The organism is Stygiolobus azoricus (genome assembly GCF_009729035.1).
Taxonomy (GTDB): Archaea; Thermoproteota; Thermoprotei_A; order Sulfolobales; family Sulfolobaceae; genus Stygiolobus; species Stygiolobus azoricus.
Genome location: NZ_CP045483.1, coordinates 1540809 through 1565551, shown reverse-complemented (window position 1 = coordinate 1565551; position 24743 = coordinate 1540809). Strand labels below are relative to the sequence as shown.

25 protein-coding genes are annotated in these 24743 nt (G+C 38.3%); 15 read left to right on the top strand and 10 right to left on the bottom strand.

The window, feature by feature from the left end:
• Positions 1 to 12: 12 nt before the first annotated feature.
• Positions 13 to 912 carry a BadF/BadG/BcrA/BcrD ATPase family protein gene (locus tag D1868_RS08600; protein ID WP_156007451.1) on the top strand — a complete coding sequence of 300 codons (900 nt, stop codon included), beginning with the start codon at positions 13 to 15 and terminating at the stop codon, positions 910 to 912.
• Here the strand turns inward: D1868_RS08600 and D1868_RS08595 are convergent.
• A complete protein-coding gene (locus D1868_RS08595) occupies positions 898 to 2310 on the bottom strand; it encodes a gamma-glutamyltransferase family protein (RefSeq protein ID WP_156007449.1) in 1413 nt (470 codons plus the stop codon). The two genes, D1868_RS08600 and D1868_RS08595, sit on opposite strands and share 15 nt — an antisense overlap.
• Before the next feature lie 77 nt (positions 2311 to 2387).
• Here D1868_RS08595 and D1868_RS08590 point away from each other — a divergent pair, with 77 nt between their 5' ends.
• Genes D1868_RS08590 through D1868_RS08580 form a run of 3 tightly spaced genes read left to right on the top strand, consistent with a single transcriptional unit; the run spans position 2388 to position 5288 of the window.
• Complete coding sequence (locus D1868_RS08590) at positions 2388 to 2750, top strand: hypothetical protein (protein WP_156007447.1); 363 nt, start codon at positions 2388 to 2390, stop codon at positions 2748 to 2750.
• Positions 2740 to 2985, top strand: a complete 246-nt coding sequence (locus D1868_RS08585) for a MazG nucleotide pyrophosphohydrolase domain-containing protein (protein ID WP_156007445.1) — start codon at positions 2740 to 2742, stop codon at positions 2983 to 2985. The genes D1868_RS08590 and D1868_RS08585 overlap by 11 nt, the downstream gene beginning before the upstream one ends.
• A 5-nt stretch (positions 2986 to 2990) precedes the next feature.
• Positions 2991 to 5288, top strand: a complete 2298-nt coding sequence (locus tag D1868_RS08580; protein ID WP_156007443.1) for a tRNA(Met) cytidine acetyltransferase TmcA — start codon at positions 2991 to 2993, stop codon at positions 5286 to 5288.
• 130 nt (positions 5289 to 5418) lie between these two features.
• Here D1868_RS08580 and D1868_RS08575 read toward each other — a convergent pair whose 3' ends face one another.
• Both D1868_RS08575 and D1868_RS08570 read right to left on the bottom strand, forming a co-directional pair.
• On the bottom strand, positions 5419 to 6186 hold the full coding sequence (locus tag D1868_RS08575) for a cytochrome C oxidase assembly protein (RefSeq protein WP_156007441.1): 768 nt from the start codon (positions 6184 to 6186) through the stop codon (positions 5419 to 5421).
• Positions 6187 to 6295: 109 nt separating this feature from the next.
• Complete coding sequence (locus tag D1868_RS08570) at positions 6296 to 6691, bottom strand: CBS domain-containing protein (protein ID WP_156007439.1); 396 nt, start codon at positions 6689 to 6691, stop codon at positions 6296 to 6298.
• A gap of 154 nt (positions 6692 to 6845) precedes the next feature.
• On the opposite strand from D1868_RS08570, the gene htpX reads away from it, so the two are divergent.
• Positions 6846 to 7814 carry a zinc metalloprotease HtpX gene (htpX, locus tag D1868_RS08565; protein WP_156007437.1) on the top strand — a complete coding sequence of 323 codons (969 nt, stop codon included), beginning with the start codon at positions 6846 to 6848 and terminating at the stop codon, positions 7812 to 7814.
• 25 nt (positions 7815 to 7839) lie between these two features.
• Here the strand turns inward: htpX and D1868_RS08560 are convergent, their stop codons facing one another.
• Both D1868_RS08560 and D1868_RS08555 read right to left on the bottom strand, forming a co-directional pair.
• A complete protein-coding gene (locus D1868_RS08560; RefSeq protein WP_196770311.1) occupies positions 7840 to 8958 on the bottom strand; it encodes a GMP synthase (glutamine-hydrolyzing) in 1119 nt (372 codons plus the stop codon).
• Between the two features lie 48 nt (positions 8959 to 9006).
• The gene (locus D1868_RS08555) at positions 9007 to 10392 is read right to left on the bottom strand and encodes a cobyric acid synthase (RefSeq protein WP_156007433.1); all 1386 of its coding nucleotides are present in this window, start codon (positions 10390 to 10392) and stop codon (positions 9007 to 9009) included.
• Between the two features lie 18 nt (positions 10393 to 10410).
• On the opposite strand from D1868_RS08555, the gene D1868_RS08550 reads away from it, so the two are divergent.
• Both D1868_RS08550 and D1868_RS08545 read left to right on the top strand, forming a co-directional pair.
• On the top strand, positions 10411 to 11160 hold the full coding sequence (locus tag D1868_RS08550) for an adenosylcobinamide-GDP ribazoletransferase (RefSeq protein ID WP_156007431.1): 750 nt from the start codon (positions 10411 to 10413) through the stop codon (positions 11158 to 11160).
• Positions 11115 to 12032, top strand: coding sequence for a cobalamin biosynthesis protein (locus D1868_RS08545; protein ID WP_156007429.1), 918 nt, complete (start codon positions 11115 to 11117; stop codon positions 12030 to 12032). The genes D1868_RS08550 and D1868_RS08545 overlap by 46 nt, the downstream gene beginning before the upstream one ends.
• Here D1868_RS08545 and D1868_RS08540 read toward each other — a convergent pair.
• Positions 11955 to 12974: a zinc-dependent dehydrogenase gene (locus D1868_RS08540; RefSeq protein ID WP_156007427.1), complete on the bottom strand. Its 1020-nt coding sequence runs from the start codon at positions 12972 to 12974 to the stop codon at positions 11955 to 11957. The two genes, D1868_RS08545 and D1868_RS08540, sit on opposite strands and share 78 nt — an antisense overlap.
• A 157-nt stretch (positions 12975 to 13131) precedes the next feature.
• Between D1868_RS08540 and D1868_RS08535 the strand changes: the two genes are divergently transcribed.
• Positions 13132 to 13614: a M48 family metallopeptidase gene (locus D1868_RS08535; RefSeq protein WP_196770233.1), complete on the top strand. Its 483-nt coding sequence runs from the start codon at positions 13132 to 13134 to the stop codon at positions 13612 to 13614.
• Here the strand turns inward: D1868_RS08535 and D1868_RS08530 are convergent.
• On the bottom strand, positions 13611 to 15848 hold the full coding sequence (locus D1868_RS08530; protein WP_156007423.1) for a DEAD/DEAH box helicase: 2238 nt from the start codon (positions 15846 to 15848) through the stop codon (positions 13611 to 13613). The genes D1868_RS08535 and D1868_RS08530 overlap by 4 nt on opposite strands.
• Positions 15849 to 15892: 44 nt before the next feature.
• Between D1868_RS08530 and queC the strand changes: the two genes are divergently transcribed.
• Positions 15893 to 17284 (top strand): 7-cyano-7-deazaguanine synthase QueC, encoded by a 1392-nt coding sequence (gene queC / locus D1868_RS08525; protein ID WP_156007421.1) that lies wholly within the window; start codon positions 15893 to 15895, stop codon positions 17282 to 17284.
• On the opposite strand, the gene D1868_RS08520 is transcribed toward queC, so the two are convergent.
• The gene (locus D1868_RS08520) at positions 17281 to 17640 is read right to left on the bottom strand and encodes a hypothetical protein (RefSeq protein WP_156007418.1); all 360 of its coding nucleotides are present in this window, start codon (positions 17638 to 17640) and stop codon (positions 17281 to 17283) included. The genes queC and D1868_RS08520 overlap by 4 nt on opposite strands.
• A 70-nt stretch (positions 17641 to 17710) precedes the next feature.
• On the opposite strand from D1868_RS08520, the gene sul7s reads away from it, so the two are divergent.
• The 4 genes from sul7s (at position 17711) to D1868_RS08500 (ending at position 21222) form a co-directional block, all read left to right on the top strand.
• Complete coding sequence (gene sul7s, locus D1868_RS08515) at positions 17711 to 17899, top strand: winged-helix single-stranded DNA-binding protein Sul7s (protein WP_156007416.1); 189 nt, start codon at positions 17711 to 17713, stop codon at positions 17897 to 17899.
• A gap of 64 nt (positions 17900 to 17963) precedes the next feature.
• Positions 17964 to 20084 carry a glyceraldehyde dehydrogenase subunit alpha gene (gene cutA, locus D1868_RS08510; RefSeq protein WP_156007415.1) on the top strand — a complete coding sequence of 707 codons (2121 nt, stop codon included), beginning with the start codon at positions 17964 to 17966 and terminating at the stop codon, positions 20082 to 20084.
• Between the two features lie 3 nt (positions 20085 to 20087).
• The gene (locus D1868_RS08505) at positions 20088 to 20567 is read left to right on the top strand and encodes an RNA-binding protein (RefSeq protein WP_156007413.1); all 480 of its coding nucleotides are present in this window, start codon (positions 20088 to 20090) and stop codon (positions 20565 to 20567) included.
• Entirely contained in the window at positions 20539 to 21222 is a 684-nt protein-coding gene (locus D1868_RS08500) for a polyprenol monophosphomannose synthase (protein WP_156007411.1), read from the top strand. Before D1868_RS08505 ends, D1868_RS08500 begins: the two co-directional genes overlap by 29 nt.
• On the opposite strand, the gene D1868_RS08495 is transcribed toward D1868_RS08500, so the two are convergent.
• Positions 21212 to 21526 (bottom strand): Sul12a family chromatin-organizing protein, encoded by a 315-nt coding sequence (locus D1868_RS08495; RefSeq protein WP_156007409.1) that lies wholly within the window; start codon positions 21524 to 21526, stop codon positions 21212 to 21214. The two genes, D1868_RS08500 and D1868_RS08495, sit on opposite strands and share 11 nt — an antisense overlap.
• A gap of 60 nt (positions 21527 to 21586) precedes the next feature.
• Here D1868_RS08495 and D1868_RS08490 point away from each other — a divergent pair, with 60 nt between their 5' ends.
• Both D1868_RS08490 and D1868_RS08485 read left to right on the top strand, forming a co-directional pair.
• Positions 21587 to 22540 carry an ornithine cyclodeaminase family protein gene (locus D1868_RS08490; protein WP_156007407.1) on the top strand — a complete coding sequence of 318 codons (954 nt, stop codon included), beginning with the start codon at positions 21587 to 21589 and terminating at the stop codon, positions 22538 to 22540.
• Positions 22513 to 23652 carry an aminotransferase-like domain-containing protein gene (locus D1868_RS08485; RefSeq protein WP_156007405.1) on the top strand — a complete coding sequence of 380 codons (1140 nt, stop codon included), beginning with the start codon at positions 22513 to 22515 and terminating at the stop codon, positions 23650 to 23652. The genes D1868_RS08490 and D1868_RS08485 overlap by 28 nt, the downstream gene beginning before the upstream one ends.
• Here the strand turns inward: D1868_RS08485 and D1868_RS08480 are convergent.
• Positions 23649 to 24710, bottom strand: coding sequence for a M24 family metallopeptidase (locus D1868_RS08480; RefSeq protein ID WP_156007403.1), 1062 nt, complete (start codon positions 24708 to 24710; stop codon positions 23649 to 23651). The two genes, D1868_RS08485 and D1868_RS08480, sit on opposite strands and share 4 nt — an antisense overlap.
• Between the last annotated feature and the right edge of the window lie 33 nt (positions 24711 to 24743).

Here is a 24743-nt window from a genome sequence, read left to right as displayed (position 1 = left end):
AGATTATTCCTAATGATAATAGTAGGAGTCGATGCTGGAGGCACTAAAACTAAGGCTGTAGCTTACGATGAGGAAGGTAATCTAATAGGCGAAGGAAATTCTGGCTCAGGAAATTATCACAACGTAGGTTTATCCAAGGCTATTGCTCATATAAAAGAATCAATCTACCAATCCACCCAGGGTAAAGAGCCAGACGTTGTTGCAATGGGTGTAGCCGGTCTTGACTCTAGGTATGACTGGGAGAACTTTTCACCCTTAGCTATGAACATAGCTAAGAAAGTAATTATAAAGCACGATGGTGTTATAGCATTATTTGCTGAAACCCTAGGACAACCGGGTGTTGTAGTAATTGCAGGGACTGGAAGTGTAGTAGAAGGATATGATGGAAAGGATTTTTACAGACTGGGTGGAAGAGGTTGGTTATTGTCAGATGACGGATCTGCGTATTGGGTATCAAGAGAAGCATTAAGAAAAATAATGCGTATGATGGACGGATTAGAAGACAAAACTCCTCTTTTTAACTACGTGACATCGAAAATCGGGGTAAGAGATCTTGACGATTTGGTTCTTTGGGCATACACGAGTAGCTGTCATATAGACATAGTGTCATCGATTGCGGAGGCAGTAGATAGAGCAGCTAGGGAAGGAGATCATGTAGCGATATCTATTCTAAAACAAGGTGCAGAAATCCTAGCTCATCAGGCAGTGACTCTTGCTAAGAAACTGAGGGTAGACAAGGTTTATCTAAAGGGTGGAATGTTTAAGTCACCAATATATTTATCGGTTTTCAAAAACTATCTTTCTCTATACAATATTTCTGGGGATATAGGAACTAGATCCCCAGAACTAGGCGCTGTAATATTAGCATTTAAAGAACTTGGTTTAAATCCTTCCAAGTTAGTTAGCAGGTAAGGCTACTCCCTCGCTTCTGGGGTCAGCTACACCTATGTATATGTCCTTTTTTCTCTTCAGAGCTTGCACTACCCCTACTTCGTTAGTAAAGAAGTCAAGCTCTTGAAATGGTAAATTCATTCTTTTTTCATGAAATATTCTGTCTCCTAAGAATACGAACCGCGGATAATATACAGCATCATCAATTTCCAATCCGTAGTCTACATAATATTGCAATACCTGAGTGTGGATTTGTGGTCTTAAGTCACCCCCAGCACAACCTATTATCAAACTTTCATCGTCTTTTTCAGCCATAAGTATCGAGAGCGTGTGAAGGGGCCTCTTTCTAGGCTCAGGTTTGTTATGCCCTTCAGTGAATCCGTAACCTCTGTTGTTGAACACGATATTTTTGACTGTTATTCCAGAGCCAAATGGAAAGAACAAGCTCTGTATGAACCCAACTTCATTTTCGCCATCCGAAACTACAAAGAAAGTGGTGTCTTTTGTGTTCATTTTCATTTCAGATGCCGAGTAACTGGAAAGTCTTCTTTTCAACCTTTCTTCAGATAATAAGTCTTCTTCAGGATAGTAGAACCTCGGATCCGTAACGAACTTGTTTCTATCTTCATAAGCTAATATGAAGATATTAACGAGTTCTTTAACTCTTTTAGTGTCGTCAAATCTTAACTTCCAAGTTTCTTGAATTTCAGCCATTTTTAATGACTCAAGTGTAGTAATCCCTTGGCTATTAGGAGGTAATTCGTAAAGAGTGTAACCTCTATATGAGGACTTTAAGGGCTTTACCACCTCCCCTTTAAAGTCAGCGAAGTCGGATAATTCTACATTTACACCCTGAGAGTTTAAGCCATTCACTATCTCTTCTGTGAGTTTACTCTCGTAGAAATCTTTTGGGTCTTTTGATATTATCTTTAACACTTCACTAAGTTCTCTGAGTTTCAAAATATCTCCCATTCTTTTTCCTTCAAAAATTTCACTCCAACTTCTGGGCATATTATTTGATTTTGATATAACTTTAGCTAACTCTCTTCCCACGTAAAACCCATTAGCAGCTAAAGATATCGCGGGTCGTAAGACCTCTGATAAGTCCATCGTCATATATTGTCTGTATACGAAATCCCATAGGTCAACTAACCCTGGTATTACTACCGTAGAAGGATCCCTAACTGAGGGTATCTTTTCAACGTTAAGTCTTTTAGGAGACCAACCTGACGCATTATAAGCTATTATCCCTTCAGGAGTTTTTGCTAAGAGGAAACCGTCACCTCCTAATCCGCTGGTATGGGGCATAACGACCGATAACACAGCACTTATGCCGATAGCTGCATCAAATGCGTTACCACCTTGCTCTAGAATCTTAACCCCTACATATGTTGCTATATAATTTTGAGTTGAAACAATTTTTTTTTCCGATAGCTGTTTTCATGTTATATTTAATTTTTTAAAAGAGGAAAATAAGACAATAGGTTAATATTGAAATGGATTTGCCTGAGGAAATAAAGAAACAGCTTAACGAAGGAGTTTGTATAGTACGTAATGAAAACGTAGTCATATGTATGAGTAAAGATGTACCTAGACGTTTGGATGTAGAGATGGATCTTGAAGTGGATAGGGAGAGCGGAAGTGTGATTTTAAGGCATATAATTAAAGACGATCCTGAAAATCCTCTTATAATAGAGTATTCTGTTGATAAGAAGTTTGTTGAGGCTGTAACTCAAAGGAATGGTGAAGTAGTTGTGTATTTTGTAGACGAGCAGTTTAGGGAGGAGATGAATTTTAAAATAAAGATAGACAAAGAAGATCTAAAACTCATTAGGAGGGAAATAGGTCTTGGAAATTAAGTATGTCCAAGAAAAAATGAAGGAAATGTTCTTTGAGAAAGACAAGATGAGAGGGACTTATGCCACTTTTACATGGTTAGTTGAAGAGGTAGGAGAGTTGGCTGAGGCATTATTGAGCGGAAATAGGGATGCAATAGAGGAGGAAATTGCTGACGTTATTGCTTGGACAGTTTCTGTAGCAAATCTTCTAGGTGTAGATGTAGAAGAAGCTTTAAGGAAGAAATATAACATTTAACCACCGTGGAAAAAGAGCAATTCTTTCAACTCCTTAAGGAGTCTATAGAGGACAGTAGGGAAAGATATTACAGAAATCTTGTTTATATTGAAGACCCAGAGAAATACCTCGATTTGGTTAAAGAAGTTCTCTCGCTTTACTTGTCTATAAATCCTGAAGCTCAAGTTGCTTATGCATTTCATCCTTGGGTTAAGGGAGCTAAAGACAGAATGAAAGAAATGAGATCGCTATGTAAAAATTTTGTAGATATTGATTACTCAGCCTCAGAGAGGTATTTGGGAGCTACATTTGACGTTGTGATTCTAGATCTAGTGGACAACTTCGAACCAAATTATATAGGAAGGTTGGTGGATTTAGTTAGAGGAGGAGGTATAATAATTCTATATACTAACTCCTTAACAGAAGGAAAACTTTTCAGAAATTCACTTATTAAGAACGGAAAGGTCAGGGATGTATACGAGAAGAGATTCAAGAGAAAATTGGAGGAGCATGAAGGTATATTTACGATCGTTAACTCGGTTTATAATGCGAAACCGTTTAAGGGTAAAATCGGAGATAAGCCTAGACCACTCATACCGCCTAATCCAATAATGCCCGAGGTTCTTCATAACTTGTGCTTGAGCCCTGATCAAAATAAGGTCTTAGAATCGTTTATAAACCTTAGAGGATCCAACAGAAGAGTCTTAGTAATTACAGCATCCAGAGGGAGGGGAAAAAGTGCAGTAACAGGTTTAGGTTTAGCTGGTTATCTTTATAGAATCGCAGAGAGAGAAAGAGGAAAAAAGCTTAAAATAGTTATAACTGCTCCCTCGATTACAAGTACTTCTCAGGCAATGGAATTTTTAAAGAAAGGTTTGGAAGTATTAGGTATAAAGCATAGAGAGAAAAGGTCTAACTTGGGTTTTCTTAACTCGATAGAGGGAGAATTTTTTAGAGTTTTCTTTGAAGCACCTGAGGCGATACTTGAGACAGAAGGAGATATATTAGTAGTAGATGAAGCTGCTGCGGTTGGCATAGGGATTATAGATTCAGCACTTAAGATTTGGAGGAAAGTGGTTTTAGTCACTACTGTTCACGGGTATGAAGGATCTGGAAAGGCATTCCTTAGATATTTAAACAGAGTCCTAAAGCAAAGGAAGTCTACCGTTTACTGGCAGGAGATGAGAAGACCGCTAAGATACAGTGAAGGAGATCCCATAGAGAAGTGGTTATACGATACTCTCTTGTTGGATGCTGAGCCTAAGGAACCGGAAAAAGAAAAGCTTACTATACTTCAGTTCGAAACGTTAAACCAAGAAGAGTTATTTGCTGATGATGAGAAGTTAAGACAAGTATACGGTATTCTAGTTACTGCTCATTATAGAAATAATCCTAACGATCTGATGATAATGGGAGACGGAGTGCACCATAGATTAGTGTCGTTGAATACTTCCGACGGAATACCCATAGGAGTAGTCCAAATTGCTGAGGAAGGAGGGCTCACAGAGGAAATGATAGAGTCAGCCCTAAAGGGGGTTACGTTCGATGGTGACCTCATCCCTGATAGGCTCATTAAACACGCTAGGTTGAAGGAATTCGGAAGGATGAAAGGTTGGAGAATAGTTAGAATAGCTGTAATGCAGGAACTTCAGGGTAAAGGTTTCGGTAGTGAAGTGTTAAAGATGGTAATAGAAAGCGGGCAATCTCATGGATTGGACTGGATAGGCTCAGCTTTCATGGGTGATGTAAAAGTAATAAATTTCTGGATCAAGAATGGGTTTAGAATAGTGCATGTATCGCCTAAGAGAAATGAAAAACTTGGCGATTTTCCTGTAGTTGTTATTTATCCTTTAACCGAAGTAGCTGAGAAAGCAGTTGAAATTGCGTCCTACATTTTGAAGGATAAATTGCTCAATACTATCCATGACGTATATTTCGGAATGGATCCTGAAGTTGCTAGACTAGTAATCTATGGGACAAGAGCTCATAAAGACGTAGAGATAAATAGGATCTACATAGACAAAGCCGTGGCTTTCATACAAGGGGTTAGCCCTTATGAGTCTTCTGCCGACGGAATTCACATGTTAACTCTCAAGTATTTTTGGGACGTCAGAAGGGATTGGAGCTTAACTCCGGAAGAAGAAATGTTGTTAATTGCCAAAGTCCTACAAGGGAGACCATGGCGGTTTACATCAGCGTCTCTAAGGTCTAACAGAACACATGTTAATGAAATGTTATATGAAATAGTAGCTCAACTTCTTTATAAGTACTACGGGATAACAGCTGATGTTAAAACCGGGGTGGAACTTAAAGATATAAGTTAATGATGAATTTCACAACTCGGAATCGATGAAGAAGTGCACCTCGACTGATCGATCTTGTTATATTTAATTATTTTTATTCTTGCTTAAAAACAATAAGAATAGGAAAAACATACATCATGTATCTAAAAGTTCATGTGAAAAGTAATGCAACTACTACAGCCAATGAAAATAGCTGATGAAGCCCAATTAAAATTCCAGGTTTTTCAGGGTTCTTATTTATAGCCTTATAGGCCAATATTCCTATAATGGCTTCAGCAATTCCAAATGCTAAAGCTATCCACATCTGAAGGTAAATTAGGGCTACGAAGAATATTAATGTGGCAATACCGTGTATAACCCAAGCCCACTGAAGTTTATTCCTAGGTCTTCTGACATCTCCGATACTCAATCTCATCCTTCTAGTGCCGGTAACCACTCCTCCCATGAATATGACGAAGTATAGAAAGTGAGGTGGTATTATAGCATCTTCTAGGAAGCTTATGAATTGTGAAGCTGGATAATTTGTAGCTAATAAGAGGTAACTTACAAATGTCGTGTAAGCTGCAATGTTATGGAGTCCTTGAAATATAGACGGTAATTTTCCAGCTAACACGTACAAGGTTGCCATGCCTAAAAGCGCTGTAAAGATAATGCCGACGAAGCCAATTAGAGTTATCATGTTAAAATCTAGGACCAATAATGTGAGGGAGATCAAACCTACTAATGTTGCTGAAATCCTGTGTATAGCTTCAGGATCTCCTTTCATGGCTACTGACATAATATCTCTTGTGTAAGGCCAATTAGTACCTAAGGACAAACCATAACCATATCCCTCTACTATTCCGCCTAGTATTATTGTGGTGGCTGCTAGCCCCGAGTCTATATAAGCTAATGTCGGAAATACAAAATTGGGTATCATAGGTAAAAATTTCCACATTTAGTTTAAAAAACCTTGCACTGTTAATTAAAGCGTAACGATTATTCTCATTTTAGATTTTTGATAAAATGTCAAAAATGACGAGAAAAAATTATTCAAGATTTTCAAACATATCATCTACAGCTCTAGCTATATCACGTATGGAAATTATACCGGTAAGCTCACCCTTGTCATTTACTACCGGTAAATGTCTTATGTTAAACTGTCTCATTAAAGCTAATGCTCCCGTAACTGGTGAATCTTCCTTAATTGTTATCAGGGAAACGGTCATGATCTCCTCAGCTTTTGTGTCTAGCTTTTTTCCTTTACCTATTGCCCTTACAATATCACGTTCAGTAATAATGCCTACCGGTTTACCGTTTTCGACCACGATAACAGATCCTATATTCTTTTCAGTCATTATCTTTGCTATTTCATAAAGGATAGTGTTCTTATTTACTGTGACAACTGAACTTTTCATATACTCTTTTACAATTTCCTCTGCCATAACAATCACTATCTCTAGAGATTAATAAAACTTCTTAGCTTACCCCTCAGTTTAATATCTTTATAAGTGAGAACTATAATATCATAAAAAGTTTTTGCACTTTAATTTTCATATTTGCATAAGGTTTTTAAAAGTGTGGAAGGATAATAAACCTATGATAAAAGAGTTAACAAAGTTTAGATTAGGGATGATAACTGCAGTAATTGGTACATTAGTATTGGGTTTTGTATTGCTTTTTGGAATTTTAGGCTATTTCTTAGGATTTGGAGAACTTCCTTATATAATAACTGGAGCATTATCAGTTCTTACGGCCATCACATTATTACAGTGGCTTTTTGGCCCCCTTCTCATAAAATCGTTCTACAAATTGCGAGAGGTTACTCCATCAGACCCTAATTACAATTGGTTGTATAATATAGTGCAAGAGGTTTCTATCTACAATAGGATGTCAATTCCCAAAGTTTACATTGCAGATGTTCCTTTTCCGAATGCATTCGCGTTCAGCAGTCCACTTTACGGTAAGAATGTTGCAATTACTTTGCCATTACTTAGAATATTATCTCCTGAAGAAATTAAGGCTGTACTGGGGCACGAACTTGGTCATCTAAAGCATAGGGACACTGAGCTTTTACTTGCCGTAGGTCTGATACCAACGCTACTTTACTGGCTAGGTTACTCTCTTTGGTGGAGCGGAATTTTAGGAGGAGGAAATGGGAGGAATAATAATGGAGGTTCTCTATTCCTAGTAGGTATAGTAATGATCGCTGTGAGTTACCTTTTCAATATTCTAGTCCTTTTCCTGAATAGGATGAGAGAATCTTATGCTGATGTCAACGCAGCTTTAACAATTCCTCAAGGAGCTAAGAACCTTCAAACAGCATTGGCTAAAATTGTACTATATACTGACCCAAGAGTATTAGAAAAGGCTAAGAAAACAGCGGGAGGCAGTGTAGGTAAGATGCTATTCTTCTCTTCTTTGGAAAGACCTGAGATAAGCTCATCAGATGTAGAGGAATTAATACAGCTGTGGAAGACGCAGAAAGTAAGTATACTTAGTGATATATTCAGTGATCATCCTCATCCTGCAAAAAGGATTAAAATGCTAGACAAATTTATTAGCTAAAATAAAAGTTTTTCTTAAAAAGATATTATTCAAATTCTATCGTAGCAGGAGGCTTAGTAGTTATGTCATAAACTACTTCTTTTATATTCTTGCTGAGTGAAGAGATCTCAGATTCCATTTTCTCGAGGAACTCCCAGTCAATTTTTGCAAATTCGGCAGTCATAAAATCTTGTGTTAAAACCGCCCTTATGCCTATAGTGTACTTCCCCTCAGGGTTATCCTCACCTACTTTTACCGTAACGTGAGTTATATCGTATGAGGTAATTTTTTCCATAACCTTTCTCAATTTTTCATAATCCTTATTATTACACTCAACTTTGGCTATTCTCCCATAAGCCCTTACATCTCCCTTTACTCCGGTAGCTTTAGCGGTGTAGGTATATACGTCGCAACCAACTCCTTTAGAAATCTCAGGCTCGTAACTCGAAGTCGATTCAAAAATAACTGCAAAATATTGAGAGTAATCCATGCTATCCAAGTACTTCTCTACTACCTTTGTTGCCTTCCTCACTAGTTCTAGCTTTTCCTTCGTAACTTTACCTACTATTCTCACTAGCAATCCTGGACCGGGGAACGGTTGTCTGTTATAAATTTCCTTAGGTAACCCTAAATACCTAGCTAGGTCTCTTACTTCATTTTTATACAAGTCAGCTAAAGGTTCAACTACTTTAAATCCCCACATCCTTTCAGTATCTATACCCAATTGTACTAGGACGTTGTGTTGTGTTTTTATCCCTCCTTGGGTTTCCACCCAGTCGGCTGCAATGGTACCTTGGATTAGGTATTTAGCATTATACTTCTTAACAAGTTCTGATAATGTATTATAGAAAAGCTCCCTAAATTTTTTTCTCTTCTCCTCAGCGTCTGATATTCCTTCTAGCTCAGATATGAACTTCTCGCTTACGTCAACTACTTGTAAAGGCATAAGGTTTCCTACCATCGACTTTACTTTTTCCGCTTCTCTCTCTCTTAGGAATCCGGTGTCAATCATTACGGGAATAACCTTATCGCCAAGAATTCTATAGGCCAATGCTGCTGCAGTGGTACTGTCGACTCCACCGCTTACCGCAGCTATAGCTTTTCCATCCACTATCTGTTCTAATTGTGGTTTTACTTCCTCAATGAACTTAACGGGATCAAACAGCATTTATATAAATGAGTAAAATACTTCCTATTAAAACCTACTATTTATTTACTTACCTAAGTAAATGTCTCTTATTTCGTCCAAATATAAGTATTTTTCCATGATAATAGTTAATTTTTCGACCTCGTCTTTTACAGTATCTTTGAAACTTTTCGTGTTTATTTTTATACCAAATTTTTCCCTAAGGAGTTTTTTACCCCCCTCAGAGAACATGGATCCGTGTATACTGTAGCCTAAGTAATTATCTTTTTCAGCTCCGTCCGGTACGTCTACCTCCTTCAAACCCCTTTTAGTTATAGTAAACAAGGGTTTTCCAGAGTCTAAATACTTGATTCTCCCCCTTCTTATTTCGTAGCCGTTTACCGACAAGTTTGTCTCTGATAAAGATACGATCTTATCCCTCTCATAAATCGTTTCCACATCAAGTAATCCGAGCCCATTTACCTCCCCTTCGCTAATCTCCACATTATATGGGTCTTTCAGCCTCCTTCCCATGATCTGAAATCCACCACAAATTCCGAGGATTTGTTTTTTCTTGAGGACTTCGACGAAGCCTTTATCTATTAGATATTTTAAGCTCTCTAAAGTATTTTTACTCCCAGGTAAAATTATCAAATCACTTTTAGCAATTTCCGCTGGCTTTTTAATGAACCTAACTGTCGCGTTTGAGTCCTTAAGTGCGTAAAATTCGTTGAAATTACTCATATAGGGATAAGACACTATCGCAACATCGAGTTCTCCTTCACCTAAGTTTCGGACGTTCATAGAGTCTTCAGGCATTATAAGGGGCTCATCAAATAAAGGGAGGTAGCCTAAATACTTCATTCCAGTTTTTTCTTCCAACCACTTTATTGCAGGTTCGAGGTATTTTTCTTCTCCTCTGAACTTGTTTATAATGAACCCCTTAACCTTTTTTCTTACTTCTTGAGGTAAACTCAGATAAGCCCCTAAAGCTGAGGTAAAAGCTCCTCCTCTATCTATGTCTAAGGTAAATATAATTGGGATTTGTAGTTCTTTCGAAAGTTTTACAGCGGTTATGTCCTTTTCGACAAAGTTTGGTTCTATCCCCCCTGCAGATTCAATTACCATATCATCCCTAATTCTCTCCTTCACTTGAACCCATACTTTAGGTAGAAATTGTTCGTAATAATAGGACGCGGAGAAGCTACCCAAAGGCTGACCCATAAAAACTATTTCTATTCCTTTCCCGTCCGGTTTCAGGAGGACGGGGTTCATATATCGTTCTGGTCTTAATCCGGTGCCTATAGCTTGGTAAGCTTGAATAAATGCTATTTCCCCGTAATCTAATGTAGGATAACTGTTCAGTGACATATTTTGGGCTTTAAAAGGGATAGCGGAAAACAGTCTTACTAGACCCGCGGTTATAGTAGATTTCCCCGAGTCACTCATCGTAGAAGCAATTATAATAGCCATACTTATCAGATAATTAGGATGAAGGTATTTAAGGCGATTCTAGCTCAACTTTCCTTTTTCACAATTATCCCTACTATTTCAGCTCCCTTAGAAGAGATAGCGGAGTTTTCATTTACAGCACCACTAGTAGTAGGAGTGTTCACTGGTGTTTTGGACTTTCTATTTCTCTATATTTTTCATTTCTTTTTAGGAAATACAGCATTTCTTCTTTTAATACCTTTCGTAGAGATAATAAGGGGTTTTCATCATCTTGACGGGCTCTTGGATTACGGCGATGCTCTGATGGTTAAAGACTACCAAAAGAGACTCAAGGTTTTACATGACGTTCAAACCGGGTCTGGAGCAGTGGGTCTTCTTTTAGTTTATGTGATAATCTTTATAGTAGCTACAATGAACCTAAAACTTTCTGTTTTTATTCTCTTATCAGCAGAAGTCCTAAGCAGAGCGTCAGCTATATCTATTTTAGCGTTATTACCACCAATTGAAGGCAGCTTTTTAGCTAAGGTTTTTTACGATAAGTTGAACGGTAAATGGTGGAAGTTCGTACTGATCCAGGTAGAGGTTTTCCTCTTTTCCCCTTTACCTCTACTCCTCGCTTACTTTTTACTGACAGTCTTCTTCTTATTTCTGTGTAAGACAACACTAAGGGGGTCTTCTGGTGATTATGTGGGTTTCGTTATAACTTTATCTTTTCCCCTTTACTTATTAGTTGCGGAGAAGCTTTGTTGCCAATTCTCTATCTTGCAATTGCTCTTGATCTTGCATTAGGCGAACCTCCCTTTTGGTTTCATCCTGTAGTATGGAGCGGAAAAATTTCTGAAAGGTTGATTGTTCCTTACAAAGGTAAAGCTTACGGAATTTTACTCTGGTTCGTATCAGTATTACCAATACTTTTTATCCTTTCCTTGCTTTTTTTAATCCCAGTACCTATTGTAAAGTTAATTTTAGCAATAATCTTCTTAAAGACCACTTTTTCGATTAAAATGTTATACACACTTGTCAAAAAATCGGTTCCAGTTAACGAGGAGTCGAGAAAATATACGCAGCAGTTAGTAAGAAGAAACGTATATGAGCTTGATGAAGGACACGTTATTTCAGCTGCAATAGAGTCTCTATTTGAAAGCCTTGTAGATGGAATAACTTCTCCCCTATTTTGGTTTCTTCTTTTGGGATTTCCTGGTGCCCTGTTACAGAGACTTTCTAATACCATGGATTCTATGGTTGGATATAAAACGCCTGAACTGATTAAAGAAGGTTGGTTCTCAGCTAAGGTCGATACATTACTCAATTACATTCCTGCAAGGCTTACGTCTATATTTATGGTTATCTCAGCATATATCATGGGGATCAAAGCCAATGGAATTTTTGAGGAAATTAGAAGAAGTAAAATAGAAAGTTTTAATGCCAAATATCCAATTACAACTGCCGCTATAATTCTAGGTGTAAAACTGGAGAAACCCGGATATTATACAGTGGGAAAGGGTAATTTACCTACTGAGAACGACCTAAAAAGGGCTCTCAAATTGTTCAAGTTGACCTTGTTTTTTTATTTATTAGTTATCTCAATCGTATATTATTATCTTTACGGCTTCGCCCTCTTTAGCTATCCTTACGGCCTCATTGAACTGATCAAGCGGTAATCTATGAGTGATTAACTTCGCCACATCGACTTTCTTTTGGGCTATCAATTCTAATGCCTTCTTTGTATCCTCTTCTACTGCTGCATTGCTTGATATTATTGAGATCTCATTGTTTAACAATTCACTGATATCGTAATTCAGAATAGTTCCCTTGTAAGGAACACCGAAGAGTAGTACGTATCCCCCTTTTCTTACGGCATAGAGACCTGTAAGTATTGCCTGAGGTGCACCAGAGGCTATTATAGCGATATCAGCACCCCTTCCATCAGTTAACTTCTTGACTTCAGATACTACATCACCTTTCCTAGAATTTAGTGAATAATCTGCCCCCACTTTACTTGCATACTCGACTCTATAATCGCTTATGTCAGAGGCTATCACTGTTCCCGCCCCTTGTGCCTTAGCCATCATTACGTGTAGTAATCCCATAGGTCCTGCCCCTACTACCAGTACGCTATCTCCCTTGTTAACCCTCACTCTGTTCTGAGCCCTTACCACTGTAGCTAACGGCTCTATAAACGCCCCTTCATCAAAGCTCACATTATCTGGTAAGACTAGTATTCCTCCCCTTACTACGTTCCATGCAGGAACTCTAAAGTACTCCGCAAATCCTCCTGGATCTAGATTTGTCTTTCTGTAATAGGGACACATGGTGGGACTTCCGTGTTTACAATAGTAACATTCATAACAAGGCACATGGTGATGCGCAAAAACCCTCTGTCCCTTGTGTAAAAAATCTACTGAAGATTCCTCTATAATTCCCGAAGGTTCATGTCCTAAAATGGGTTGGGAAGCAGTGTATTGCCCGCATATTTTTTCCACGTCTGTCCCGCAGAGACCACAAGCTTTCATCTTTACTATGACGTCTCCTATATCCTTTATTGTAGGTTTCGGTAGTTCTTTTATTACAGCTTTTCCGTTTTCAAGGACTACAGCCTTCATTAATCATGCTATCGTAAAAAAGATATTAAACCCATCGTTTAGATTTAGTCGAGTTGCAATATAATTCTGAAATTTTCATATATGTAAAAATATTAATAGTAATACTGCGGATCAAAGCTTAAAAATGATTATTTTCACTTTACTCCCTCTGTTATTATTGTCAGAGAGATTAGCGTTACTGGGTTCCAAGTACGTATTTACTGTTAGTGGAATTAAGGTGTATGTAAAAAACTCTGACCAGATAAACGCGTTTACCTTAGGTAAAGATAAGCTTGTAATAACGTCTAAAATTCTAGAAATAACTCCAAATGAGAGAAGAGCGATATTAGCCCATGAACTCGCACATATGGAGTTGAGGCATTACTTAATAAATAAGATTTTGTTGGTAGTTACAGTCACTGTGGGAGCTATATTGGGTATCTTAAATCAATTTCCTACTCTCGTGATTTTCCTAATGAGTAGTTTATTTGTACAAAGGTATATACAAAGGAAATTGGAACTGCAAGCTGACAAGCTAGCAAGCAAGGTTGTGGGAGTTAACGAGATGGCGAGTTTACTCCTAAAATACGGGGATAGGTCTTCTAGTGTATTTTCTACTCATCCATCTGTTGTGACAAGGGTTTCTAACTTGTCTAGTTAGGCAATAGGTTTTCCAAATAATTCGTCGTTTTTCTCCTCTAATCTTTCCTCAGTTATCGTCTTTATTAACCTGAAGGACTTCCTCCTTGATAAAACCTTATTGTTGTTTCCGCAAAACGGGCTGTAAATGCATTTAGGACAACCGTCCTCACAATCACAACTACTCGTAATATCTTTAGCTACTAAATACGCATCTTCTAGCCTTTCGAATAGTAGCTTAGCTACACCGCTCCCTCCGACTACAGAGTCGTAAATGACTACGTGGCCACTAGGGTAACTTATTCCCGATAAGTCCGTCATACCAGCTCCAGCTACGACTCTAGCAGCTGATATCAGAACGTGCTCTGTTGCGTGAAACGCTTCCATGGCATCAATTTCATTGAATTCTGGTAGGATAGGATGTTTTATTAACAGTCCTTTAGTCTCGTAAGTGAAAGTTATAGGTTCTTTGTAATAGATCTCCTCTCTAGGTCTATCCTTCCTTCCCATTAGGTCGTAGATCGCGTAGCCCTCAACTACTTCCATGATCCTTACATTACCGTACTTTACTGGTAAACCGTATACTTTCCGTTCTTCAAGAGTCTCAATGGACATTAAGTGGGAGGAATAAATAGGCTTAGTATAATAGTCTAAGTCATCTCTTACCCTTTTGACCACAGCCTTAAGATTATCTAAATCGATTGACTCTACTACATAATTATGTTTTGAAATTAAGTAGATCGCTCTTGGATAAAGGTCGAATAACGCGACCGGTAATTCTCTTTCTCCAACAACTTTTCCACTCTCGTCGTAAATTCTTATAATAGGACCGGTACTCCTTATACGTGAAGACCTCACAAATGGAAGTAGCTTTTGTGTAGGCAAAATAACCTCTCCTTTAATTACTACCATACCCTCCCTTTCTAATAGCTTGAACGCTTTAACCCAGTTAGGCGGAATGGCGCTCACTGATAATTTACCCTTCTCGAGTAGACATGCTGCCGCGTGGACTTTCAGTACTTCGATATTTGTAGGGTCGAAAGTAAGCGGTGTCAATTTTCTCTCGAAGAACTCTTTAGGTCTTCTTAAGTAATAGGAGTCTATAGGATCATCACCAAGTAAGGTAAAAATGTAACCTATTCTATTTCTCCTACCCGCTCTACCAGCTCTTTGCAAGTATTTTGTGTAACTGGGAGGATTTTGCGCCATGATAACAGCATCAAGGTCTCCTATGTCTATTCCTAATTCCAATGTGGAAGTAGCTGCGATTCCATTAATTCTTCCCTTCTTGATTCCGTCCTCCACAACTCTCCTTTCTTCTTTACTGATCCCAGCCCTGTGAACCATTATGTCAGCACCGAACTTAGATGCTATCTTTGCGATTAGCTCAGCCATTTGCTGGGAATCTGTAAAAACTAGAACTTTTAATCCTTCTTTTATTAGAAATGAAGCTAAGAATGCTGAGATCGTCCACCTGCTTGCTGAACCTATGTTAAGTAAAGAGTGGATCGCTACCCCCTTTCTCCTGAGGGTTCCCTTTACTATCTCCCCTTCTATCCCAAACAACTCAGAAAACAGATAAGGAGAAGCATCAATAGTCCCGCTAGAACTTACAATCTGAACATTACCAAACTCTCTTAACCTATCACTTATCATCCTTATATGTGCTCCTAACACCCCTTCATAAGCATGTACCTCGTCGAATACGAACAAGTCTGCACCTCTTACCAAATTTCTAAACCTGTAACTTAAGGAAAGTCCAAGGTGTATCATATCTGGGTTTGTAATGAGTATATCAGGAGGGTCTGTATACATCTTGTCTCTCTCTTTATCAGGAGTGTCTCCGTCGAATACCCCTACACTAATTCCTAAGTCTTTTGAAAACTTCTTAATCCTATCTAGTTGGTCTCTCGCTAATGCCTTTGTAGGGTAGATAAAGACGCTTCGCTTACCGTTTAGTGCGAATTGTAGTGCTGGGATAAGGAAAGATTCAGTTTTACCCGTTCCAGTGCCAGAAATAATTAGGATACTCTTTCCGTCAAGGATCTTTTTTATCGCCTCCTCTTGAAATTTGTAAAGTCTCTTTATGCCGTTTTTCTTCAGCTCTTCAATTAGTTGTTTCTGCAAGTAAGTTAATTGGTCTACTTCGCTTCCCAAGTCGGGCTCTAGAGCTGTTTCTGTGTATACGTGTGCAATTTTTATATTAAAGTAGCTAAGCCTCTCCTCAACACGTGATAATAAATAGTCTTGTGACATTTTTCTCACTAACTTTATAAATATCTATGAACTAGGTGCCTTTAATGTGTAGTGTTTCAGGAGTACTTATACTTAAACCTGAGAACTATAAAGAGATCGAAGTCAAGCTTATAGAGATTTTGAAGAAAGCGGAAGATAGAGGAAGGGATAGTTTCGGAGTTGCAGTAATTCAGAGTGATGGTAAGACTAAGGTAGTAAAGTCGGTCGGAAGACCTTCGTTAAATGAGGAGAAGTTAAAAGGGATTTTAGATGAAACCAGTAGGGTTGTAATAGCCAATAATAGGGCTGAACCCACAACGGAATATGTAAAAGATAAGAACTATAACGAGATTCAGCCATTTGAAGGAGAACGGTATATCGTTACTCACAATGGCATAATTGCTAATGACTCAGAACTCGAAAAGAAGTACAAAGTCAGGAAGCAAAGTAAGATAGATAGCAGTGTTATTCCTCCAATCTTAGATAAGGCATGGAACGGAGACCTTGAAGCCTTGAAGAAGATCCTTCAAGATGTAAAGGGTAGCTTTGCTTTCATAATAGGTGACAAGTCAGATCCCAACACGATTTACGTCGCCCAAAACTTTAAACCTGTTTACATGATGTACGATAAAGAATTAGGGGCTATATTCTTTACCTCTTTAGACGAATATTTCAGTATTAAGCCCTTAGACAGTGTCTTTGTCAGAAAGCTAAATCCCTACTCAATCGTTAAAGTATCAAACAACATGGAAATAAAGGAAATCCCGTTGTTAGATGAGAAACCAAAGAGGAAGGTTCTAGTGATAGCTAGTGGTGGGCTTGACTCGACTGTTGCAGCTACTTATTTACTTAAGAATGGATATGAGGTAACTTTACTACACTTCAATTATCACCACAAAGCGGAGGAAAAAGAGAAAGAGGCGGTAAAGAAGATCGCTGAATTTTTGCAAGTTCCTTACATGATGATAGACACGGACCTTTTCAAGATTGTTGGACACTCTACGCTACTTAAGGGTGGAGGAGAAATAGTGAAAGACAGAAGAGGTGAAGAAGGAGCCGAGTTCGCACATGAGTGGGTTCCCGCTAGAAACCTAGTATTCTTTTCTGTAGCATTGGCTATTGCTGAGGCACATGGATATGATGCAATAGCCTCGGGAATAAATCTCGAGGAAGCGGGAGCTTATCCTGATAACGAGATGGAGTTTGTGAGACTTTTCGCCAAACTATCACCTTATGCTACTGGTCCTAACAAGAAAGTTGACGTGTTGATGCCCGTAGGGAATTTAGTAAAACATGAAATAGTTAAGTTAGGCGTAGAGATAGGTGCACCGTTACATTTAACGTGGAGTTGCTATGAGGGTGGTGAAAAACATTGTGGTAGGTGTGGCCCTTGTTACATGAGGAAAAAAGCGTTTGAAATTAACGGATTAAAAGACCCAGTAGAATATGAAGGCTAAGTGACTGGATTTTTTCTCTTAATAAGAAACATAATTATGTAGGTTAGAGGAAACACGTAAAATGACAACACCATTAAGATGTCTAAAACAGACAAGTATAATGTAGTGCCAAACTCGTTCAGTGCTCTTAAATGAACTGGATCAGTAGAATTTCCTAGAATTTGAATTATGCTTAAGACAAACCCCAGAATATCCGAGTATTTTACGCCCTTATAAATTAGGTAAGCGACGATGGTAAGCAAAAGTATGTCTACTATACTACCAACGGTGATTAAAAAAGGGACTTTATTGAGCAAGAGTATTGTACCTAAAATTATTGTTACGTCTGAAGCCAGTATAGGAAAATAAAGCTTCATATTTGTTTAACATTTATATAATCTCTATTTTATGTGTATTTTTTAACTGTAATTACTTCTTTACCTTAGCATGAGTTCAGTGAAAGACGAAGTTGAGAGACTAATGAAAGAGAGGGGTTGGATAACCTTTAATGAGCTATTGAAATTAGTTAACAGACCAGCACCAGAGGTAAACGACGCCCTAATAGAGTTAATGAAGGAAAATAAGATAACCAGACATGGTAGGTACTTTCATTATGTTCGAAATTCTTTGAATTAATCGCACTTTCGTTAACTTACTTTAATGCTAGAGTTTTTAATTTACTGATATTTAAAAATATGATATGTACGTTGGTAAACCAATAAAGAGAGTTGAAGACGTAAGGTTAATTACGGGTAAAGGAGTTTATGTAGATGATATCGAATTTCCGGGGATGTTATTTGTTGCCTTTCTTAGGAGCACAGCTCCTCATGCTAGGATAAGGGTTAGGAAAACTCAAGGTGTGTATACTGGTGAGGACATAAACCCTGGAAAGGACTTTCCTATAGCTTCACAAGAGGTTACTTACGTGGGTCAGCCTATTGCGGCAGTAATTGCTAAGGACAGATATGAGGCATATGACATGTTGGAGAGTATTGAAGTTGATTATGAGCCTCTTCAACACGTCTTAGATCCAGAAGAGGCTTTAAAGGATCATGTAAAAGTGTACTCTAAGCTAGAGAGTAACATTGCTTATAAACACACATGGAAAGGTGGAGATGTTGAGAAAGCTTTTAGGGAGGCTGACAAGGTAATATCTGGAAGACTTTACAATCAAAGGGTCATCGCTTCTCCTTTAGAAACAAGGGGTGCTGTGGCGTATTATGACGGCACCAAGTTAACTTTCTACTCTTCTACACAATCTGCTCATTACTTGAGGCGTAATTTAGTAAGCTTCTTAGGAATGGAGAACATCAGAGTTATCCAACCTGACGTTGGAGGTGCTTTCGGAAGTAAGATCATTGCTCATCCAGAAGAATATGCTTTAGCTAAGTTAGCGATCATTACTAGAAAACCCTTAAAATGGATCCCTACAAGGACTGAGGAAATGATATCTGCAGGTCATGGGAGAGACAAGTTCCTTGATTTCCAAGTTGCCGTTAAGAAGGATGGGACAATATTAGGTATAAAGGGAAGACTAGTAGGAAATCTAGGTGCACCTTATTATGACGCGAACGACGATGAGTTAGGTAATGTAAAGAGCTCAGTTAGAATGCTTCCGGGCTTATATAAACTGATCGGAGCCGAGATTGACGCTTACGCGGTTCACACAAACATAACTCCCACTCAGTCTTACCGCGGTGCAGGTAGACCTGAAGGTACGTACTTTATAGAGAGAATAGTGAATATAGTTGCAAACGAACTCGGAATAGACCAATACGAAATCAGGTTAAAGAACGTAATAGATTCTTTGCCTTACAAAAACATTTTCGGCATTACTTACGATAGTGGTGATGTTAAGAAACTTCTTGAGATCGGAAAGAGTTATTACGAAAAGTTGAAGAATGAGGGCAATGGGTGTGTAGGTGTTTCTACATATGTGGAAATCACGGCTTTCGGTCCTTGGGAAGTAGCAAGAATATATGTCAAAAGTGATGGCAAAGTAACTCTTGTAACTGGAACCGGTCCTCATGGTCAAGGAGATCCTACCGCGTTTGTTCAGATTGCTGCAGATGTCCTTCAGTTACCTATGGAAAAAATAGAGATAAGATGGGGTGATACAGAGATTATTGAAGACGGAATAGGTACTTGGGGAAGTAGAACGGTGACAATTGGCGGTTCGGCGGTTATTTTAGCTAGTGAAAAATTGAAGGCTAAACTAATCGAAATAGGGGCTAAACTTCTCAACGCGGATGTAGAAGAGGTAGAATACACTGAAGGGAAAGTTAGACATAAGAAAGACGGTAGAGAGGTTAAATTTGATGAGATAGTCCAGAACGCATATTCAATGGGTGAAAGTCTCGACTTTACTGCTGTATATAAAGTTAACACACCACCTACAACGCCTTATGGTGTTCATTTAGCTAAGGTAACCGTTGACGAGACGGGTAAGGTAAAGGTAACGAAGTATATAGCTATTGATGATGTAGGTGTGGTAATAAATCCCTTGCTAGCAGAGGGTCAGGCTATTGGTGGTATATTGCAAGGGATTTCTCAGGCTATACTTGAAGGGGTTGTGTTTAACGATAACGGGGGTCTGATAAACTCTAACTTTACAGATTATCCTTTACCTACAGCCGTGGAGGCCCCTGAGATTGAATGGCATTATATTACCTTCGGTAAGTCTCCACATCCAACTGGTAGTAAAGGAATAGGCGAGGCTGGAGCGGTAGCTGCAACTCCAGCAATTATTAATGCAATTGAGCAATGTGTAGGCAAGCATATATACAAAATGCCCGTAAAATTTGAGGACTTGGTGAAGTAAGTCTTGCAGAAGCATTTGTTGTCTGAAAAGGATAAGAGGGAGTTTTTATCTAGGGTCAAAGAAAAGTATGGTTGGGAATTGAACGGTATAGTGGAAATAGGTAAGGAAAAAAAGGAAGTATACTATTTCATAGATGGTTTACTAGCTTTCTTCTCAGAAGAACTCATTCCTACAATATGTTTGATACAGAAGTTTAAGTTGAATATGCCTTCTGTGACTATTGACGAAGGAGCGGTGAAGCACGTGGTTAAAGGTGCTGACTTGTTTGCCCCTGGAATTGTAAGTTACGATTGTGAATGTAAAGAGGGGGATATAGTCTTGGTAAAGACGAAAACCGGTTTACCTGTATCCATAATAAAAGTGGTAATGTCAAAGGAGAAAGCTATGGCTGAAAGGAAAGGAAAGTTTGGAATAAATTTACATTATGTAAGTGATAAAATATGGGATATGTGCAATGTACGGAGTAGTAGTTCCAACGTATAATGAAGCTGACAACATTAAGGTGCTGATAAGGGAAATCAGGGAGAGGGTAAAGGATGTAGTAGTAATTGTGGTTGATGATAATAGTGAGGATAATACGGCAGAAATAGCCAAGCAGATGGGTGCAGTAGTGTTTGTAAGAACGAACGAGAGAGGCCTAGGAAGTGCCTTGAGGTTCGGGTTAAGAAAGGCTGTTGAGATGGGGATGTCACATATCGCTACTATGGACGCAGACCTCAGTCACGATCCCTCATTCTTACCTTCAATGTTTAACGTCAGTTTGAACGCTGATCTAGTTATAGGCTCTAGGTACATACAAGGCGGAAAGATCGAAAACTGGCCTCTGAAAAGAAAAATCATAAGTAAAGGGGCTAATTTGATCACTAGAATACTTCTTCGTTCTTCCGTTCACGATAACACTTCGGGTTATAGAGTCTATAGTGCTAAAGCTGTTGAAGTCGTTTCATCTTGCCAGAACGCCGGTGGTTATGAGTTTCAAATTTGTGCTATATACAAAGTATTGAGGAATAATTTACGTATTGTCGAGGTTCCAATAGTATTCCGAGACAGAGAAAAAGGGAATAGTAAGCTTGATAACGGAAAAATGTTAAGATGGCTTTCTTATGTCATGAAACTATCCTTAGGGCTTACTTCTTAGGGGCTTTTTTAAGTCTCGTTATTTCCTCTTTTAGTTGTTCAATTTCTTTCTTGAGTAAAGCTATTTCGTTACCATGGATCTCGACAGTCTTCTTTAGATGTTCTACGCTATCAGGGTTCTCATTCTTCAGCTTTAGGTTATCATTTTCATCCATTTCTACAAAACCAAGCCGATACAATTCCCTTGCGTAACCCTTAGCCGTCTTTGGAGATATTTTAAGTTCTAAGGCTAGATCTTTTAGGTTTACAGTTCCCCTTTCTTTTAAAATTGATATAATATCTTGTAACCTCGGGGTTAATTCCATGATTGAAAAATTATATTAGTTTTACTTTTAAGCAGAAAGGCATAAGATAATAGGGACTAAATGGCATTACTGCTCCGAGAGAATGACGTTGAAAAGGTGTTAAACTATAGGGAAGTTTATGATTCACTAGTCAGAGCTTTTAAACAATTGAATTCTGGTCTCGCCGCTAATACGAAAAGGGTGAGAACATCGTATCATGGTAGTGTACTGACTTATCAAGCGGGTGGTATAGACAGTTATTTAGGCTTTAAGGTATTTCTCAAAGGTTCTTTCATTTCTATGCTCTTTGATGAGAACGGGGAGTTATTGTTAATAACCGAGGCAGATCTTCTGACCAGAATTAGAACGGGAGTTATTTCAGTAATTGCAGCTGACTATTTAGCAAAACCAAGTTATTCTCACATTACGGTCATAGGTCTCGGGAGGCAAGGTCAATTCCAAGTTAGAGCATTTCACGAACTGAAGAAAGGTGTTACTATTAAAGTGTTTAGCAGAGAGAAGCTAGAGTTAGAAGTGGAACAGTTACTTAAGGACGGCTTTAACGTGATAAAAGCCAAGGATTACAAAGATGCGTGTAAGGATGCAGAAGTAATAGTCACAGTGACTAATTCAAAGGATCCTTTTCTCAAATCCGAATTTCTAGAGAAAGGTGTTCACGTTAACGCAATGGGTTCTAATTTACCAGAAAGGGTGGAATTGTTTCCAGAAGTCCTCAAAGTAGCATCTTTGATAGTTGTTGAAGATCTACAACAAGCTAAGGAAGAGGCGGGAGACTTAATTTTAGCAGATAAAATGAAGATGTTAGACTGGAACAAAGTTGTACCGATTTCTTCCGTTATAGATGGGCAAATAAAGAGGAAAAGCGAGGACGAAATAACAGTTTTTAAATCCTTAGGGATAGGGCTGGAAGATGTAGTGGTTATGAAAATATTATATGAAAAAGCTAAGAAAATAGGCTTAGGTACAGAGATAGTGGTGAAGGGTAGATGGTCTCCAGAATCGGAAAAGAAATAGAATTGTCTCCAGTAGAATTAGGTTCACAAACAGCTAAGAAGGTTGAGATAAACTTAGCTAGTGGGACGCCAGATCCAAGAGTTATGCCTCTGAAGGAAATAAAGGAAGCTTATGAACAAGTAATTGATGAATACGGAAGTAAAGTTCTCTTTTATCCTGGTGCTGGTGGTCAAGAGGAGTTAATAAAGGAAATAAAAAATATCGTATTACCGTCTCTCGACTTATCAGCTAAAGAAAGCGAAATAGTAGTTACGAGCGGAGCTCAACATGCTATGGAGTTATTAGCTAAGTACTTCCTCGAAAATGATACAATAGCTGTGGAAAACCCTACTTTTGTCGAAACCTTTACTCCTCTTAAGCTGAGAAGTAATGTAATAGTTCCCATTTCTTTAGACTCAAACGGAATTAATGTCGATGAACTCGAGATGTTATTGAAGATAGTGAAGATAAAGCTCCTTTATGTTATACCAAATTGTCATAATCCAGCAGGAGTTAACTTATGTGAGGAGAGAAGGAAAAAGTTAGTGGAGCTGGCAAGTAAATACGATTTTTATATCCTTGAGGATGATCCTTATAAGCCCATAGCTGGAAGTACTCCAAAACCTATCAAGTATTTCGATAAGGAAGGTAGAGTTATTTACATCAGCTCTTTCAGTAAAATAATAGCCCCTGGATTAAGGATAGGGTTTGTTATAGCTAGAGAGGATATATCACAAAAACTTGCTTTACTGGAGCAAATGGACTTCTCAACTTCTACAATAAATCAATACGTTGTAGATAGGCTTATAAGAAAAGGTATTGTGACAAGTAGGATGAAGTCGTTATCGGAGCATTACAGAAAGAAAATGAGTATACTTGCAGATTCACTTCAAGACGAAGGTTTTAAGGACTTTAACCCTCCAAAATGCGGGTTCTTTTTACTGTTAGACTTAAAGAAGGACTCATGGAAAGTGTTTTTAGAAGCGGTCAAATTAGGGCTCAGCTTCGTTCCCGCAAAGCCTTTCTTCTTAAGAGGTGGTGAGACCATGGCTAGGTTAAGCATATCCGTAGCTACAGAGGAACAAATAGTTGAAGGTGTAAAGAGACTTAAAAAAGCATGGTTAAACTCTTAGATCCTAAATATCTCTTTCTCGAGCTCATTCATGATTACAGACTTTCCGTTTTTAATGTAAACCATATCTTCAATCCTTATGCCGAACTTTCCAGGTAGATATATCCCAGGCTCGATAGTGAACGTCATGTTATTTTGTAAGTTTCTCTTGTTGTCGGGAGATATATAAGGTTCTTCATGAACATCTATTCCTATGCCGTGGCCAGTTCTATGAATAAATTTGTCTCCATATCCGTAGTAAGATATTATTCCTCTAGCAATCTTGTCAACTTCGCAAGCTTTTATACCTTCTCTTGTGGATTCTTCAGCTTTCGTTTGAGCTTCCTTGACTACCTCATAAATCTTCTTTACTTCATCGGTAGGAGTTCCTAAAAAGGCGACTCTCGTAGTATCTGTCGAGTATCCTTTGTATTTCACGCCAAAGTCGAATATTATAACCTCACCGTTTCTAACTTTCTTACTGGTAGAGCGGAGGTGTGGCATCGATGTATTACTTCCAGAAGTTATGATAGGTTCGAACGAATATCCGTCAGCCCCGTTTTCGATAAACCTGTGCACTAAATACGTAGATATTTCTCTTTCAGTCATCCCTTCTTTTACTATTTCTAATGTCTCAAGGAAGGACTTTTCGGCGATCTTAAGCCCCTCTTTCATAATCGCGATCTCCTCATCATCTTTAATCATTCTTACCTCTCTCATTATACTACTAGCCTTTATTAGGCGAGAAGGAGAAAACGAATCTAAAATGTCTATGGTGAAGGCAGACCATAGCGTGTCGTCGATAGCTATACTTTTACCTTTCTCTATATTCAGCTTTTTATAGGGGTTTTCTCCATCGTTATAAGAAACCACGTTAAAGTTCAGTTTTTCAAGTTGTTCCTCGTAAATTTTCGGAGCTAAAAAGTAAGTGTCCCATTGACTAATGATAAGAAATAAAGGCCTTTCCATCTGTTCTTCTGAGAACCCACTTAAATAGAACATATTACTTCCGGGACCTAGCAACATGTAGTCAACGTTGTTTTTAACCATTAACTCCTTTACTTTTGCCACTCTATTCATACACTTTTATTCTCAAGGAGAAAGTATTAAAGT